This window comes from Pseudoalteromonas sp. Of11M-6, from assembly GCF_022347905.1.
Classification (GTDB): domain Bacteria; phylum Pseudomonadota; class Gammaproteobacteria; order Enterobacterales; family Alteromonadaceae; genus Pseudoalteromonas.
Genome location: NZ_JAKRFW010000008.1, coordinates 192236 through 208910, shown reverse-complemented (window position 1 = coordinate 208910; position 16675 = coordinate 192236). Strand labels below are relative to the sequence as shown.

Here is a 16675-nt window from a genome sequence, read left to right as displayed (position 1 = left end):
AAGAGAAAAATGGCCTGGACTCACTTCGCTGGTCGCCGTCGAAAGGCACAGTAAGTCCGGCTCAACAACAAAAATAGACACACACTTTTATGTTACTTCTGTCGAGCCAGATGCACAGATGTTGCAAAAAGCCATCCGCCATCATTGGCACATCGAGAACCAACAGCATTGGGTGTTGGACGTGGTGTTTAAGGAAGATGCTTGCCAAATCAGCGAACCGATTTCGGCGGAAAACATGGCGTTGTTCAGACGAGTCGTTCGTAATCTGGTAAAACAGCACACAGGTCGTAAAGATTCGATACGTGGCAAGTGCGTTCGGGCCAGTTTTGACGATGAATTCAGGGCCGAGCTTATCTTCGGTTAATGGTCGTTAACGAAGTATGCTCTCACCCTGCGTAAGCGGTGCTTTTATTTCTGTAATAAATAAAATACAACCGCACCCAACTTACATACCGATTTACTATTTCAATTCATCGCTATTCGTTATATCTTGCCCGCCATCATAATAATAATTTGGGGCATGTCGTGCTTAAAAATAAAACTCTGGGCAGCATGCTGATTGTAGCAGGTACTACAATTGGCGCGGGTATGCTCGCCCTCCCGATTGCATCCGCAGGACTCGGCTTTTCTACCGCTATCGCGTTATTAACAATCACATGGTTGCTAATGACCTATACCGCTTTACTTATGCTGGAAATACATCAGTACGCGGATCAAGACGCTACGCTAAATACACTGGCGAAAAACTTACTTGGTAAATCGGGCCAATATGTCGCTAACTTTTCTATGGTATTTTTATTCTATGCGCTGTGTGCAGCTTATATCGCGGGAGGTGGTGCACAACTTCAAAGCAAACTGGTTAGTGTATTGGGTGACGGGATCACTCCCCAACTCGGTTCAGTACTACTTGCTGTTATCATTGCAACCATAGTGACATTAGGTACAAGTACCGTCGATAAGCTTAACCAATTACTATTTACCATTAAAGTTATCGTGCTCGCGAGTTTATTTTTTATCCTGACTCCCTATGTTCATGGCCAACATCTTATCGATATGCCAGTGGAGCAAGGGCTTGTAATTGCGGCAATTCCTGTAATTTTCACTTCATTTGGGTTTCATGGTTCAATCCCGTCAATCGTCAAGTACGTTGGTGTAGATATTCGTCAATTACGTAAAGTGATGATGTTTGGTGCCTCCCTCCCCCTTATCATTTATGTGTTTTGGCAATTACTAAGCCAAGGTGTTATGGGGCAAGAGAGCTTAATGGCAAGTGAGGGACTGCCGGGTTTTGTAACCAGTATTTCTTCTATCGCACACAACGACAACGTACAATTATTTGTAACTGTGTTTGCAGATCTGGCTCTCGCGACTTCATTCTTAGGCGTGAGTCTCGGCTTATTCGACTTTTTTGCAGATGCCTTTAAGAAGCAAGATACTAAGAAAGACCGGATCAAAACGGCATTCATTACCTTTTTACCACCGCTTGGCTTTGCCCTCTTTTATCCAAAGGGCTTTATTATGGCACTGGGATATGCAGCGATTGCGCTCGTGGTGTTAGCGGTATTTCTACCAGTTGCTATGGTATGGAAACAGAGAAAAACCAGAGGTAATGATGGATATCAGGTTAAAGGAGGTACGCTTGGACTAGGACTTGCCGCTGTTTTCGGTGTGATGATCATCACCTCTCAGCTAATGCAAATGGCTGGCCTTATTCCTAGTTTGGGGTGAGCAAAGCAACTGCAAATTAACCTGAACCTTGGATAAGGCATTAATTATCCGAGGTTTAGGTTAGCTAGTCGTTTCTGCTAATCTATTTTCCCTAGCCAGTCTCGCTTCTTTTCTATCTTGCATTAGTTTCCAAAAGGTAAAGACTGGCACAAATGCTAAACACAGAGTAGCCACATTAACCATAGGAATAATTGTAGGATACAGGTAAGTTGAATAGGACAGATCCATAAAATGTCTGTCGACAAGTCTAAAAAACTGTAATAGCGGAGCTGGAATAATGATTATTTGAGCAAGAATACTTTGCCATAGATACATCTTATCTTTAACAGCCCAGTAAGCAATAATTGCCATGAAGACAATGTCTGAAAGGGCCCAATATATGTATCGAAACACCTTAACATCATCGAATTGCATAACCCAATCGTAGGTTAGCCATCCTAATATATAAAACATTGCAACCAAAGACGAATATCGCAGTGCTTGTTTATCTCGCACCACGATGCACATTACTACCGCTAAAAAAGAAACCCAAATACTGTATTCCTGAAAAAACAGTCTAATGGGTTCCCATTCAGGCCACATATACCTTAACGTCCTGCGTCTGGTTTCTGCTCTTCATCACCGTTATCACCACCACCACCATTGTTTCCAGGCAATCTATAATTTTTAACGTCCATCATTTTATCCTTATCGAGAGTTTGTAGAGCAGCTAGAACTTTAGCGAATTCCCTGTAATTTGGCAACAAACTGTAACTAATTTTTCCTAACTTCAATAGGGTCTGATTCTTTCGCTTTACCCTGTAAAATCGAGATTTCGACACGCCGGTTTCGGCGCCTATCTGCATCGCTGTCATTAGGTACTAAAGGTCTAGTGTCTGCATGACCAACTACAACCATTCTGTTCTTATCAAAGCCACGGACACGCTCCATTACAGTCGCAACGGCTACCGCTCTAGTTGCCGATAAATCCCAGTTATTCGAATAAAGTTCGTTAGTCACTCTAAAGTCATCAGTGTGACCGGACACTGTAATTTCACCAGGTACATCTTTGAGCAGCTCTGCAATTTCGGCAATCACAGGTTCAAATTTAGGTTGTAGAAACGCACTTCCCGCAGGAAAAGAACCATTTTCTTGGATGCGAATAATAATTTGCTGCCCTAATGACTCGAGTTCAATTGCACCATCCATAATTTGCTTTTCTAGCTGCTGTGCAATCTTTTTAACGAGCTCGTTTACTTGCTCTTGGTCCGCAGAAGCAATTGCTTGCGTTGACGCCATTTCCTGTGCAGTACTGGCAGACTCACCACCACGCTTATTACCTCGTTGCTCCTGTCTGCCACCCGCCGAAGCCTCGTCACCAGCTTGGAACTCTAGCATTTGCTGCGTCATTTCTACGGTTTGCTGTTGAATCGTTTCAATCGGTGTTGGTTCTGGCTTTCCTGGAGTAAATTCCATCGCAATCACGCTGGTACCCTTAGGAATATCTTTTACTTCAATTTTATTTTGCACACCAAAAGCAAACTTCATCGATCCTGCAATTTGCTTAAACTTCAGTACATCCATTTCGGAGAATGCCAATAACAGTACGAAGAAGCACATTAACAACGACATGAGATCAGCAAACGTTCCCATCCAGGCAGGAAGACCTGGGGGGGGACATTTACATTCTTTCTCATCTGACATGATTATTCCTCAGCCTCAGCGCCACGTTTAGATTCTGGCAGATAGTTTTTCAAGATACCTTCAATGACTTTTGGATTTTGGCCATCTTGAATGCCTAAGATTGCATCTAAGATAAGGCGCTGGTTTCGCTCTTCTTCGTCTTTACGAAGTTCAAGCTTAACCTGAATTGGGATTGCAACCACGTTAGCCAAAAACGCACCGTATAAAGTTGTCAAAAGTGCAACAGCCATAGCAGGTCCAATTGCTTTTGGATCATCCATGTTAGATAACATCGCTACTAGGCCGATGAGCGTTCCAATCATCCCCATAGCAGGAGCGATATCGGCGAGGGACTTAAATAAGCCAGCGCCTAACTCGTGTCTTGAGGACGTTAGGGCAATATCTTTTTGCAATGTGGCACGCACAACATCAGCATCATGCCCATCGACTAACATATCGACACCTTTACGCATAAACTGGTTGGGGATTTCGGCTTCTTCTAACGCTAAAAAACCACCTTTGCGAGCTGAATCAGCAAGCTCAACGGCTTTTTCAATCAGCTCTTCCGGAGTTTCAATCTTGAACATGAAGGCCTTCCCGGCCACTTTTCCAATTCCGAAAAACTGTCCAAGCGTAAAGTTAGACAATACGATAAAAATTGAACCACCAAATACGATAACGACGGAAGGCGTGTTATAGAACATAGCGATCTGGCCATCACTACTTAGTACCATGGACATTACAATTAAACCTATGGCACCCAGGATCCCTATTACCGTTGCTAAATCCACATGTCCTCCGGGGGAAGTTATTTGTGATAAATCACGCAGTTATTGTTGTTTGAGTTATCGGCAAGTTTTTCTACAACTTAACACTATTATATTAAAAAGTGTTTAAAATGCGAGTTTATAGCAGATCTTGTAATGCTGATACTCGGTCAGATCAAAAAGTCACTGGTTTTTTTGACCTTGGCGCGCAATCACCCTAAAATTGCCACACTTTTACTTTACGGGTCAGCGTGACATATGGCAGTAAAAAAACCAGACAACTTGAGCTTTGAAGAAGCCATGCAAGAACTGGAGCAAATCGTTGCAGACATGGAAAACGGTAGCTTACCTTTAGATCAAGCACTTAAACAGTTTGAACGCGGGATAAAACTCGCAAAAGCTTCAAATCAGAAACTTCAGCAAGCTGAACAACAAGTCGCTATTTTAATGGGCGAGGATGAACAAGCACAATTACAGCCATTTGATAACGAAGCCTAATGTCGAAAAAATTACAAGAAAAGCTCCAGTTTGCTAAAACTCGTGTAGAAAACACCGTTTTATACTATTTTGATAGTGTGCTTGAAACTGAAGAGAATATAAAAGCGGCTACACGCTATAGTATAGAAAACGGCGGCAAACGCTTGCGACCGTTTTTAGTGTATTGTACTGGTGAATTATTTGGTGCTGCTCAAGAAGATTTAGACAAAGCTGCAGCCGCAATAGAGTGTGTGCATAGCTACTCTTTGGTGCACGACGATTTACCTGCTATGGATGACGATGATCTCAGACGCGGCCGTCCAACTTGCCACATCCAATTCGATGAGGCGACCGCGATTTTAGCTGGTGACGCTCTGCAAACGCTGGCATTTGAACTGCTAAGTGAACATCCATTCGCGGTAAGCCACCATGCCCAAATAAAAATGATTTCAGTGCTAGCCAAGGCATCGGGTCTACAAGGTATGATAGGCGGTCAAGCACTCGATATAGCAGCAACCAATCGTTTAATTACGATAGATGAGCTCGAACGTATTCATAAGCTAAAAACAGGTGCACTACTAAGCTGTGCAGTAGAACTTGGGATCTTATGTAGCGATCCGGAACGTGTTTCAGAGCAAGCACGTGATGCGATACGTACTTATGGACGTGCAATTGGCCTTGCATTTCAAGTCAGAGATGACATTCTTGATGTAGAAGGTGACACATTTGTGCTTGGTAAACCTCAAGGCTCTGATTTAGAACATAATAAATCTACCTATCCAGCATTATTGGGGTTAGAACAAGCAAAAGAAAAAGCTGAACACTTGATAGATGAAGCTTTAGAAGCGCTTACACGTATCAACGGTAATACAGAAATACTTGCAGATTTAGCAAAATACATCATAGATCGAGAATATTAAGCTGACGTATAAAATAGCTACGCCAAGCTAAGAAAATATTCACAAGAACTTTGTAAACGCTGGCTAACATAATATTATGACAAGTTAGTGAAGAATTTTAATAATTATGAAGTGGACCACGTGAGTAATTGCGCTGAGATTCACTTAGGACTCTGATAAATACCATGAAACTTGATAGTAGCAAGTATCCCTTACTCGCGTTAATTGACGAGCCAAGTCAACTCCGTCAATTACCCCAGCACAAGTTAACCGCCTTTAGTGATGAGCTTCGCGAGTATTTGCTGAACTCAGTCTCTCAAAGCAGCGGTCACTTTGCATCTGGTTTAGGCACTGTAGAGCTTACTGTAGCTTTACACTATGTGTATAACACACCAAGCGATAGGCTCGTTTGGGATGTAGGTCATCAAGCCTATCCGCACAAACTACTTACAGGTAGAAGAGATAGGATGCATACGATCCGCCAGAAAGATGGCCTGCATCCTTTCCCTTATAGAGAAGAAAGCGAATACGATACGTTTAGTGTTGGCCACTCAAGCACTTCTATATCAGCGGCACTTGGTATGGCTATCGCAGCTGAAAAAGAAGGGATTGGGCGTAAGACCGTCGCCGTTATTGGTGATGGTGCAATGACCGCGGGCATGGCGTTTGAAGCCATGAATCACGCAGGCGACATCAATCCAGATATGTTAGTGATCCTAAACGACAACGAAATGTCTATCTCTGAAAACGTTGGCGCACTCACCAATCATTTCGCGAAGATCCTCTCTGGTAGCTTTTACACCAATATTCGAGAAGGCAGCAAAAAACTGCTGTCTGGTGTGCCGCCGGTTAAAGAGCTTGCAGGCCGTATGGAAGAGCATTTAAAGGGGATGATAATCCCTGGTACTTTCTTTGAAGAGCTAGGCTTTAACTATATTGGCCCAATTGACGGACATAACGTAGATACTTTGGTAGATACGCTGCGTAATATGCGTAACCTAAAAGGCCCTCAACTATTACACGTTAAAACCCAAAAAGGGAAAGGTTATAAACCTGCAGAAGCAGATCCTATTGGTTATCATGCCGTGCCTAAGTTCGATCCAAGCGTCCATAGCTTACCCAAATCAAAACCTAGTGCACCAACCTTTTCAAAGGTGTTTGGAGATTGGCTTTGCGATATGGCTGCACAAGATAATAAGCTCATGGCAATCACACCAGCAATGCGTGAAGGCTCGGGCATGGTACGCTTTTCTAAAGAGTACCCTGCTCAATATTTTGATGTTGCCATTGCTGAGCAACATGCTGTGACACTGGCAGCGGGTTTTGCTTGTGAAGACCTCAACCCAGTGGTTGCAATCTATTCTAGCTTCTTACAACGCGCATACGACCAACTCATTCATGATGTCGCACTACAAAATCTGCCAGTGTTGTTCGCTATTGACCGTGCCGGTGTCGTTGGTGCGGATGGTGAGACGCACCAAGGCGCATACGACTTAAGTTTCTTGCGCTGTATCCCGAATATGGTGATCATGGCACCAAGCGACCTTAATGAGTGCCGCCAAATGCTCTACACAGGTCATCGCCTAGATAGGCCAGCAGCAGTGAGATACCCCAGAGGTAGTGCGGGAAGCGCCGAGATTGATACGGAAATGACCGCAATAGAAGTTGGTAAGGGCAAGGTAGTAAGAGAAGGTGAAAAGCTGGCTATTTTAAGCTTTGGTACATTGCTTGAAAACGCTCAAGCCGTAGCCGAAGAGCTAAATGCCACACTTGTAGATATGCGTTTTGTCAAACCCTTAGACTGCGCCCTTATCGAAGAGTTGGTTGTAACTCACGAGCGCTTCGTCACACTTGAAGATAATGCTATTGCCGGTGGCGCAGGCTCCGCAGTAAGCGAGTATTTAATTGCTCAAGGCCATCAAAAACCAATTAAACTTCTTGGTCTACCTGACGAGTTTATTAAGCATGGTTCACAAACTGAGATCCATGCCGAGCTGGGCTTAAACAGCGAAGGCATCAGTCAACAAATTAAGGCTTGGCTTGCGTGAGTCTGCATTCAACCTAAAAAAGGCTTCCATTTGGAAGCCTTTTTGCTATGAGTTTTACCTCATCCATACACTGATTTCAGCAAGCCCATTACTTTGTAATAACTGTAATTGAGACTCTATATTCGCACTTTGTTCAAACTCAAAAGCATCTAACTGATCATCAAAAGTAATTGTTGCAGCACCATCCCCACCGCGTTGTTTAACTTGATGCAGCGCAATATCAGCCAAATTCACTGATGATTCCCAACCAATCACTTTGCCACCGAGTAGTGGTAGAGGGTAATAAGACCACCCCATAGAAACTGTCAGCTTAGTGGTTTTTCCATTAGGAAGTCGATAGTCCGTCTCAGCAATGGCTTTACATAAATCACTAACATACTCTTCAATGTCATCTCGACTGAAATCACGCAATAACAATAAGAATTCATCCCCACTCCATCTAACAACATAGTCTGAACCTTGAGTACGGGTATTTAAAAGTGTCGCTAACTGTTGTAAGCAACTGTCGCCACCAATAGGACCATAAGAATCGTTAATCTTACTAAAGTCATCGATATTCATGATCATGAGCACTAGGCTCTTATTTTGGGCTTGTAGTGATTGAGCATTGCGCTGGTAGTGCTCAACATCTTTAGGAAGTTGATCAAACAAAAAGCGACGACTTCGCAAGCCTGTCAGCTCATCGGAATGACTAACCAGCTTAAGTTGTGTATTAACTTGATTTAGCTTTTCATTTGCCTTTCTAAGCTCCGTTGTACGCTCTGCAACTAACGCCTCTAATGCGGCCTGCTTTCTTCTTTCTTGTGCTCTAAACACCCAAAAAATCAGATAGAACATAAAGATAAATGCACAAGTAATAAACAATCTAAAGTAAATCGTTTCGTCGAAGCGCCGAGGTAGTACAATTGATAAGCTTAGCACTTTAGCCTTTTCCCAATCTTGTCCTTGGCGCTTAGCTTCTAACACAAAGGTAAAGTTGCCTGGAGGCAAATTGGTGTAAATGGCTTCACGCCGTGATTGTGCATCCCGCCATTGTGTATCATGGCCATTTAGTTTGTATCTAAACTCAATGCTATGAGGCGCATAAAAATCAATGGCTGTATAATTGATAGTTAAATCGCGTTCCGATGTTTCAAGCTGGATCACTTGATTTAATGATTCTGTACTAAATACTCTATCGTGGGTAGACAATGACTCTAGCCTTGGCAATAAATCCCCACCGCCAAAAAGCTGGACATTTTTAGGGATCTCAACAACGCCTTGTAAGCTGGGGTAAAAAATAGCTGACTCGGTTTCAACCACGGCATCATGCCCAAGGCCTGAACAACATTGGCTTGGTCTGCCATCAAGCTGCCTATCGAATGGGCTTATTACTTGTTCAACTTGCAAACTCTCTATAACGTGACCAAATTGCGCAACGGGCATGCGATATACCCCTTTCATTGTGCTCACCCAGATGAGCTGATTGCTCTTGTCATAATGCAAAGAAAATATCGATCCGTAAGGCAATCCATTTGAAGCATCAAGCTGATACCAATCACCGTCTGAGGTACGATAGAATAACCCATCGTTGAGAGAGCCAACTAAAGTCGTCACAGTATCCAAATGCAAAATACTGGTGATATAAGCGGTATCCAACGACGTTTGAGAACCAATTTTTTCGATGCCTTTATCATTGTAGCGATACGCACCTTTGTTAGTACCGATAAAACCATATCTCGGAAAATCCTCAACAAAAGTAACAAATTGACTACCAAGAAAAGCGTTGTAGGCAAATGGCGTTATCCCCTTGTAATCAAGACGATACAAACCTCTCCCTGTACCAAACCACATTCCCCCTCGGTTTGAAGGGCTTAGTGAAAAGACTGGATTCTGTCTGAGCTCTCGCTCAGTTAATTTTTGTAGTGTGCCATTTTCGTAGATAAGTGCACCACGGTCTGTCCCAAGAATGAGTTTTTCGCCAATAAACTCCAAGTCGTGTATCACGGAACGATTTAACTGCGCACTAGTTAGCACGGGTTGATAACTATCATTCAATCCCATAATGCCAAGCCCCTCACGACTAGCTACCCATAACTGACCAGAGGGCCCCTGTGTGATGGCTGAAATTGCTTGGTTTACTCTAGGACCAATATGATGCCGCTCCACTTTTCCTGAGTGGGCCAGCCACAAGCCTTCATTTAAACTGGCAAGCCAGATATTATTATCTTTGTCCATAAAGATATCTGCAAACCAGATACTTTGATCCAACTGAATTGGCTCGACAGCTTGCCAAACACCATTATTCTGTCGATATAACAGCCGACCATAAGTAGAGACCCATAGCCCGCCTTCCTTATCATTTAGAAACTTATATACGGCATTGTTACCCGCATCTTGATAACGGCGTAGTACTTCGTCAATATCTAGAAAATACGCACCCAACTCTGATGCTAAGAACAACTTACCATCGACCCAAGCTAAGTCATGTATAATGGTTTGCGCTAACTGCTCAGGTAGTGAAACCTTACTCGCCAGCTCAAGCCTAACGCCATCACCGTTGCGATTGCTTGATTCACTGATTTTAAGTAGGTGACGTTCATTCACTAGCCAAATACCATCAGGCACCAACGCCATTTTAGTCACAGAACCTACGATTTGGTTTATTTGAGTCACATCTAACGTACTTTGTTCGATGTTATTGGCGGCTAACGTCAGCTTTTTCGCAGAAACATAATACAGACCATTCGCAGCAATCCAGATCCCGCCATCTTCATCTTGCAAGATATCTCGTACAGGCCCCTGCAGATCGAAACGCCGAGCTTCTAAGGTTTGGGGATTGAGTCTTAACAATCCTCGACGCGTGCCAACCCAGAGCATGCCAAATCGATCCACCACCAATTTATTAATGGCATTACTATTTAAAAACTCGGTATTTTGGGTGTTGAAATTTTGGAATTGATGACCATCAAACCGACTTAAGCCAAACTGAGTTCCGAGCCAAATGTAGCCTTGATTGTCTTGAACGACACTCTTAACGCTTTGTGACGGTAACCCACTTTGGATATTCCACTGTTTAACTACGTAATCATCTATCGCCGCAAAACTCGTAATTGGTAGCAGCAAAGTGAAAATGAAAAACAATAGCCTTGTCATCTCGATTCCATCACATCAGCACAGTTAGACTAAAATGCCAGTTTTAAACAAAGCTTGCACGCAAATCAATGAAAAAATGCCAGCTAATACATCATCTAGCATAATCCCCGAGCCACCGTGCAAACGTTTATCGAGCCATCTTATCGGACCCGGTTTCAAAATATCGAAAAAGCGGAACAAAATAAAGCCAACGATTAATGACTGCCAGCTAAGCGCCGCCCCTATCATGGTAATATAAAAACCTGCCACTTCATCCCAGACAATGGCTGGGTGGTCATGAACATTAACATCGTCTGCTGTTTTACCACACACCCAGATCCCAAATAACGTCATGACAATCGCAACCAGACATTGCAGCCAAATTGGTGCGCCTTGGGTTGCAAAAATAAACGGTAATGCGGCGAAGGTGCCAAAAGTACCAGGTGCTTTTTTCGCTAAACCAAGACCAAACCCGAGTGCAAAGAATTGATGCGGCTTCTTTAAATTAAATACATACTGCTTAGCCAAACCAACTCCTAGCTAAAATGCTCAAAACCAAACCCTGAGAGCTGGTAAGGTTGACCTTTTTTGAGCAATTGAATTTCGCCATTATTAGCCGTAATTTGGCCAATACAAACTGGCTCAACACCATATTGCTTCAATCTGGTTTCCACGGCATTTTTGTTATTATCATTGACCGTGAAGAGTAACTCGTAGTCATCGCCAAAACCGAGCGCGAGCCGCATGCGTGCATCTTCATCAAGACTTGAGCGCAGCGCATCAGATTGAGGAACTTTATCGGCGTTTATCTTAGCGCCAACTAACGAGCTACGTAAAATATGCTTAAGATCCGCGAGTAGACCGTCTGAGATATCAATTGCAGAGGTAGCAAGACCCCTAAGAACTTGGCCCGCAGCAACCCTTGGTGCTGGGTAGTGAAACTTTTCAAGCGCCGCTTTGTAATGTTTTGGCTCAAGTGTCCAGCCCTGCTTTCGCGCTTCAATAGCAAGCCCTGCGTCACCAAGTGGACCTGTTACATAAATCCAATCACCCACCCGTGCTCCTGAGCGCTTGAGTGCTTTACCAGTTGGTACAATACCTTTTGCACATACAGTGATAGTCAATGGACCTTGCGTTGTATCGCCACCTATTACTTGTACGTTATAATACTCAGCAATTTCATGCATGCCCTCAGTGAAGGCTTCTAACCACTCCAAGTCAGCGTTAGGTAGCGTTAAACCAAGTGACACCCAAGTAGGTTCTGCACCCATAGCAGCTAAGTCGCTAAGATTCACAGCGATAACCCGATGGCCTAGTGCCCGAGGTGGAATATCTTCAAAAAAGTGCACACCCGCAACTAGCGTATCCGTAGTTACCGCAAGTTGATTGCCAGCAGGAACTGAAACCAAGGCGCAGTCATCACCGATCCCAAGCTCTACATCTCGGCGAGTAATGCCACGGCCTTTAAAGTAGTGATTGATTAGCTCAAATTCTTTCATACACAAAAAAGCCGGCCAAGGCCGGCTATTCCTATAGTAAAGCTTATTTGCGAATAAACTTAACCGCTTTGTCTAGTACACCGTTAACGAATTTGTGGCTCTCTTCAGCGCCAAACATTTTCGCTAACTCAATACCTTCGTTGATAGCCACTTTGTATGGCACATCTTCACGGAATTTAAGCTCATAAGCACTAACACGTAACACGGCAAGCTCAACCATATCCAATTCTTCGAGTGGACGAGCTAAATGCGGACGAATTGCTTCGTCTAGCTGCTTTTGGTTAACAACAACACCACGCGCTAAGTCTTTGAAGTATTCTACATCGACTTTCGTTACGTCGTTTTCGATCAGCATTTGCTGTTCGATATCGGCAATTGGGTTACCACTTAGCTGCCAAGAATAAATAGCTTGTAAAGCAAGTACACGTGCTTTGCGTCTAGCTGCTGGTTTCACTGAGATTCCTCTTAAATTTGCTCTAGCACGTTCACCATTTCTAGAGCTCCAAGGGCGGCTTCTCCCCCTTTGTTGCCCATTTTAGTGCCCGCGCGCTCGATAGCTTGCTCAATGCTTTCAGTAGTAAGTACACCAAAAGCGACAGGGATATCATAATCTAATGAAACGCTAGCTAAGCCTTTGTTAGACTCGTTAGCAACTAAATCGAAGTGTGGTGTACCACCACGAATAATCACACCTAGCGCAATAATCGCGTCGTGCTCTTTTTTCATCGCAACGCGTTTTGCTGCTAGTGGTAGTTCAACCGCTCCCGGTACATATACAACCGTGATGTCTTCATCGCTAACACCACCGGTACGTTTTAATTCATCTACAGCGCCTTCAAGTAAGCTGCTACCGATAAAATCGTTAAAACGTGAAATGACAATGGCAAATTTTTTGCCAGGAGCGTATTTATTACCTTCGATTACTTTCATTAGATGTTCCTAATCTGTATGAGCAATTGCCAAATTGAGGCGCATGATAGCACAGTAATGTGGCAATCGCCTACTATCTGAATATAGGCGATTGCGATCAATTTGGCATTTTGGAATTATTTTGGTTCGACGTATTCAACCACTTCTAAGTGGAAACCAGACAGTGCATGATATTTTTTAGGTAGACTCATTAGGCGCATTTTCTGAATGCCTAAATCAGCCAAAATTTGCGACCCCACACCTACGGTACGCGAAGTACCTTGGAATTTACGGTAGTTCACCTGTTCACCCGCATCTTCCGCAGCAAATGCCTTAACCAGCGCTTCCATCTCTTCGCTGCGTTCTTGCTTACCAAGAATGACTAATACGCCTTCGTTGTCGGCGATGTGCTTCATGGCACTTTGCAGTGTCCAGCTTCTATCCGCGCTGCGATCTGAATGAAGAATATCGTTAAACGTGCTTTGCAAATGCACACGTACTAAATTGGCTTCTTCCGATTTGATCTCGCCCTTTACCATCGCATAATGCAGTTGATTATCAATGGTGTCTTTGTACGTCACTAGATTAAACTCACCAAACTCAGTAGGCAGTTTACACTCTGCTACTTTTTCGATAGTGGTTTCGTTTAAGTTACGATACTCAATTAAATCAGCAATGGTGCCGATTTTAATATCGTGTTCTTTTGCGAATACTTCTAGTTGTGGGCGACGTGCCATAGTGCCGTCTGGATTGAGAATTTCAACAATCACAGATGCAGGCTCCAGTCCCGCCAAACGCGCTAAATCACATCCGGCTTCAGTATGGCCTGCACGCGTTAAAACGCCGCCTGGTTGCGCCATGATTGGGAAGATATGACCTGGTTGTACAATATCTTCAGGTACTGCACCTTTGGCAACTGCAGCTTGTACTGTACGGGCGCGATCTGCCGCTGAAATACCTGTCGTTACGCCTTTCGCAGCTTCAATAGACAAAGTAAAGTTGGTAGAGAACTGAGCGCCATTGGTTTTCACCATTAGTGGCAAGTTCAGCTGCTCACAGCGCTCCTGTGTCATGGTCAAACAGATTAACCCGCGACCATATGTTGCCATGAAATTAATTGCATCTGGTGTAATGTGCTCTGCTGCAATGATCAGATCACCTTCATTTTCTCGGTCTTCATCGTCCATCAAAATAACCATTTTACCGGCTTTAATGTCCGCGATGATTTCCTCAGCACTATTTAAACTCATAGTTTTCCCATTTTTACTTTGTCTATGGCTACTTTATAAAGCCAGCTTTCGCCAATAGACTGGTTGTGAGAGTGGACTCGCTGGCAGCGCTTGGCTCACCCTGAATTAGTCTTTCGAGGTAGCGGGCGATTTGGTCAACCTCTAGGTTTAATTTTGACCCGACTTGAAAACCTGCAATCGTCGTTTCTTGCGCCGTGTGTGGCACTATGGTCAATTTAAAGCGATTTTGTTCCACGGCATTGACCGTCAAACTGATACCATCAATGGCAACCGAACCTTTATACGGAATATACTTCATTAGCGATGACGGCGCAGCTAACCAATAGTCAGTCGCTCTGGCATTAGCGGTTATCTCAACCACTTCAGCAATACCATCCACATGACCTGACACCAAATGACCGCCTAGACGTGAAATCGGCTGCAGTGCCTTTTCAAGATTTACCTTTTGGCCTTGTTGGTACTCGGCAAAACGCGTCAAACTTAAGGTTTCGTTAGAAACATCGGCTTTGAAGCCATCATGAAACTTCTCAGTTACAGTCAGGCAAACCCCGTTAGTGGCAATACTATCACCCAAGTTTACATCGCTCATATCAAGAGATGTCGTGGTCACACGAACAATTAAATCGCCGCCCTTGAGCTGCAATTGAGTTAATGTTCCTGTTGCTTCGATAATACCTGTAAACATTTTACTTCTCTTTAGTCGCGATAAGTTTGAGATCAGGCCCCACTTGGCAAACGTCGCCAAACACTAACTCAGGTATTTGCGACATCGCACTCAGTGGTGAGGTGTTAAACAGCCCTTTTCCAGCGCCAATTATTTTCGGTGCCAAATAGATGATATATTCATCGATTAGCCCTTGTTCATGCATTACCCCCGCAAGGGTGGCACCGGCCTCTAGCCAAACATAATTACAGTGCTTTTCAGCCAACTTGTTGAGAACGGCTTTTAGGTCGAGCTTACCGTTGATTTCAGGCACGACAATTTGCTCTACGAAATGAGGCCATTGCACTGAATTATCAATAGTACGGCGAAAAATAATCACTGGAGATGCAGTTGTAAATAGCGCAAGATCTGGTGTCAGACGATTTTGTGAGTCAATAATCGCACGTATCGGTTGGCGTAGCTCAGATTGAGGATAATCGGTGTCTTGCAAAAATTCTTCACGAACATTGAGTCTGGCGTTGTCTACCATAACCGTATCGGCTCCGGTCAAGACCACACAGCTCTGCGCGCGGTGGCGCTGTACGTCTAAGCGCGCTGCGGCTGAGGTAATCCACTTGCTCTGGCCATTGTTTAATGCGGTTTTACCATCAACAGAAGCGGCAAGCTTACAAGTCACGAATGGCAACCCATACTCCATTCGCTTCAAGAATCCGGTATTCAGTGCCCTTGCTTGTGGCTCTAGCAAACCAAAAGCCGTTGCAATTCCCGCGGCCTCTAACATTGCCAATCCACGCCCTGCAACTTGTGGGTTGGGATCAACCATGGCAGCAACCACTCTGCTGACGCCTGCGTCAATCAGACCTTTAGCACACGGCGGCGTTCTGCCATAGTGACTACATGGCTCAAGCGTTACATAGGCAGTTGCACCAGCGGCTTTAGCTCCAGCTTGCTTAAGCGCATGTACTTCAGCATGGCCTTCACCTGCTTTTAAGTGTGCGCCTTCGCCGACTATTTCACCGTCTTTTACGATCACACAGCCGACGTTTGGATTGGGTGTTGTGGTGTATTTACCGCGCTTTGCAAGCGTGATGGCGCGGCTCATGTAATCATGATCTTGCGCTGTGAACTGGCTCAATCCCCCAACCTCGCAATTTCCTCACCAAACTCACGAATATCTTCGAAAGAGCGATATACTGAAGCAAATCGCACATAAGCCACTTTATCGAGCTTTTTAAGGGCTTCCATAATACATTCGCCAATCATGTCGCTTGGTACTTCACGTTCGCCAGTACCACGAATTTGAGATTTAATCTGATGTACTACTTCTTCTATTTGTTCTGTGCTGACGGGACGCTTTTCCAGCGCTCGGTGCATGCCATTGAGTAACTTATCTTCATTGAAAGGCTCTCTAGTACCATCTTGCTTTATCACGCGCGGCATTAAGAGCTCTGCGCCCTCGAAGGTAGTAAAACGTTCGTGGCATAAAATACACTCACGACGGCGACGGACTTGGTGGCCGGAAGCAACCAAACGTGAATCTATCACTTTGGTATCTTTGGCTGTACAGAATGGACAATGCATAGACGCTCTCGTTGACTCAAAAACAAAAAAGGCCGCTTGAATGCGGCCTTAATCATAACAAAAAACTGCTTTTTTGT

Annotated in this window: 17 protein-coding genes; 5 read left to right on the top strand and 12 right to left on the bottom strand. The window is 44.1% G+C overall.

What is annotated here, in order from left to right; translation table 11 throughout:
- Together MHN32_RS06375 and MHN32_RS06370 are read left to right on the top strand one after the other, a co-directional pair.
- A partial coding sequence (locus MHN32_RS06375; protein ID WP_239421220.1) for an ISAs1 family transposase occupies positions 1-364 on the top strand: 364 nt, incomplete at its 5' end.
- Positions 365-525: 161 nt separating this feature from the next.
- Positions 526-1728 (top strand): aromatic amino acid transport family protein, encoded by a 1203-nt coding sequence (locus MHN32_RS06370; RefSeq protein WP_199539660.1) that lies wholly within the window; start codon positions 526-528, stop codon positions 1726-1728.
- Positions 1729-1788: 60 nt separating this feature from the next.
- Here MHN32_RS06370 and MHN32_RS06365 read toward each other — a convergent pair whose 3' ends face one another.
- From MHN32_RS06365 to pomA, 3 genes are all read right to left on the bottom strand, one after another.
- Positions 1789-2310: a hypothetical protein gene (locus MHN32_RS06365; RefSeq protein WP_102057341.1), complete on the bottom strand. Its 522-nt coding sequence runs from the start codon at positions 2308-2310 to the stop codon at positions 1789-1791.
- Between the two features lie 171 nt (positions 2311-2481).
- Entirely contained in the window at positions 2482-3411 is a 930-nt protein-coding gene (locus MHN32_RS06360) for a flagellar motor protein MotB (RefSeq protein WP_010606141.1), read from the bottom strand.
- 2 nt (positions 3412-3413) lie between these two features.
- A complete protein-coding gene (gene pomA / locus MHN32_RS06355) occupies positions 3414-4181 on the bottom strand; it encodes a flagellar motor protein PomA (protein WP_010606140.1) in 768 nt (255 codons plus the stop codon).
- A gap of 234 nt (positions 4182-4415) precedes the next feature.
- Here pomA and xseB point away from each other — a divergent pair, with 234 nt between their 5' ends.
- The 3 genes from xseB to dxs all read left to right on the top strand — a co-directional run bounded on the left by xseB (position 4416) and on the right by dxs (position 7581).
- The gene (xseB, locus tag MHN32_RS06350) at positions 4416-4655 is read left to right on the top strand and encodes an exodeoxyribonuclease VII small subunit (RefSeq protein WP_010606139.1); all 240 of its coding nucleotides are present in this window, start codon (positions 4416-4418) and stop codon (positions 4653-4655) included.
- The gene (gene ispA, locus MHN32_RS06345; RefSeq protein ID WP_239421219.1) at positions 4655-5554 is read left to right on the top strand and encodes a (2E,6E)-farnesyl diphosphate synthase; all 900 of its coding nucleotides are present in this window, start codon (positions 4655-4657) and stop codon (positions 5552-5554) included. The genes xseB and ispA overlap by 1 nt, the downstream gene beginning before the upstream one ends.
- A 164-nt stretch (positions 5555-5718) precedes the next feature.
- On the top strand, positions 5719-7581 hold the full coding sequence (gene dxs / locus MHN32_RS06340; RefSeq protein WP_102057344.1) for a 1-deoxy-D-xylulose-5-phosphate synthase: 1863 nt from the start codon (positions 5719-5721) through the stop codon (positions 7579-7581).
- Positions 7582-7635: 54 nt separating this feature from the next.
- On the opposite strand, the gene MHN32_RS06335 is transcribed toward dxs, so the two are convergent.
- The 9 genes from MHN32_RS06335 to nrdR all read right to left on the bottom strand — a co-directional run bounded on the left by MHN32_RS06335 (position 7636) and on the right by nrdR (position 16598).
- Complete coding sequence (locus MHN32_RS06335; RefSeq protein WP_010606136.1) at positions 7636-10716, bottom strand: ligand-binding sensor domain-containing diguanylate cyclase; 3081 nt, start codon at positions 10714-10716, stop codon at positions 7636-7638.
- Between the two features lie 24 nt (positions 10717-10740).
- Positions 10741-11223: a phosphatidylglycerophosphatase A gene (locus MHN32_RS06330; RefSeq protein WP_010606135.1), complete on the bottom strand. Its 483-nt coding sequence runs from the start codon at positions 11221-11223 to the stop codon at positions 10741-10743.
- An 8-nt stretch (positions 11224-11231) separates the two neighbouring features.
- Positions 11232-12194 carry a thiamine-phosphate kinase gene (gene thiL, locus MHN32_RS06325; protein WP_174169863.1) on the bottom strand — a complete coding sequence of 321 codons (963 nt, stop codon included), beginning with the start codon at positions 12192-12194 and terminating at the stop codon, positions 11232-11234.
- A gap of 43 nt (positions 12195-12237) precedes the next feature.
- Positions 12238-12648: a transcription antitermination factor NusB gene (gene nusB / locus MHN32_RS06320; protein ID WP_010372094.1), complete on the bottom strand. Its 411-nt coding sequence runs from the start codon at positions 12646-12648 to the stop codon at positions 12238-12240.
- 11 nt (positions 12649-12659) lie between these two features.
- A complete protein-coding gene (gene ribE / locus MHN32_RS06315; RefSeq protein ID WP_010372096.1) occupies positions 12660-13124 on the bottom strand; it encodes a 6,7-dimethyl-8-ribityllumazine synthase in 465 nt (154 codons plus the stop codon).
- 116 nt (positions 13125-13240) lie between these two features.
- Positions 13241-14353: a bifunctional 3,4-dihydroxy-2-butanone-4-phosphate synthase/GTP cyclohydrolase II gene (ribBA, locus tag MHN32_RS06310; RefSeq protein WP_010606133.1), complete on the bottom strand. Its 1113-nt coding sequence runs from the start codon at positions 14351-14353 to the stop codon at positions 13241-13243.
- 28 nt (positions 14354-14381) lie between these two features.
- The gene (locus MHN32_RS06305; RefSeq protein WP_010372102.1) at positions 14382-15038 is read right to left on the bottom strand and encodes a riboflavin synthase; all 657 of its coding nucleotides are present in this window, start codon (positions 15036-15038) and stop codon (positions 14382-14384) included.
- 1 nt (position 15039) lies between these two features.
- The gene (ribD, locus tag MHN32_RS06300; RefSeq protein WP_239421218.1) at positions 15040-16152 is read right to left on the bottom strand and encodes a bifunctional diaminohydroxyphosphoribosylaminopyrimidine deaminase/5-amino-6-(5-phosphoribosylamino)uracil reductase RibD; all 1113 of its coding nucleotides are present in this window, start codon (positions 16150-16152) and stop codon (positions 15040-15042) included.
- Positions 16149-16598: a transcriptional regulator NrdR gene (gene nrdR, locus MHN32_RS06295; protein ID WP_010372109.1), complete on the bottom strand. Its 450-nt coding sequence runs from the start codon at positions 16596-16598 to the stop codon at positions 16149-16151. The genes ribD and nrdR overlap by 4 nt, the downstream gene beginning before the upstream one ends.
- Positions 16599-16675: the final 77 nt, after the last annotated feature.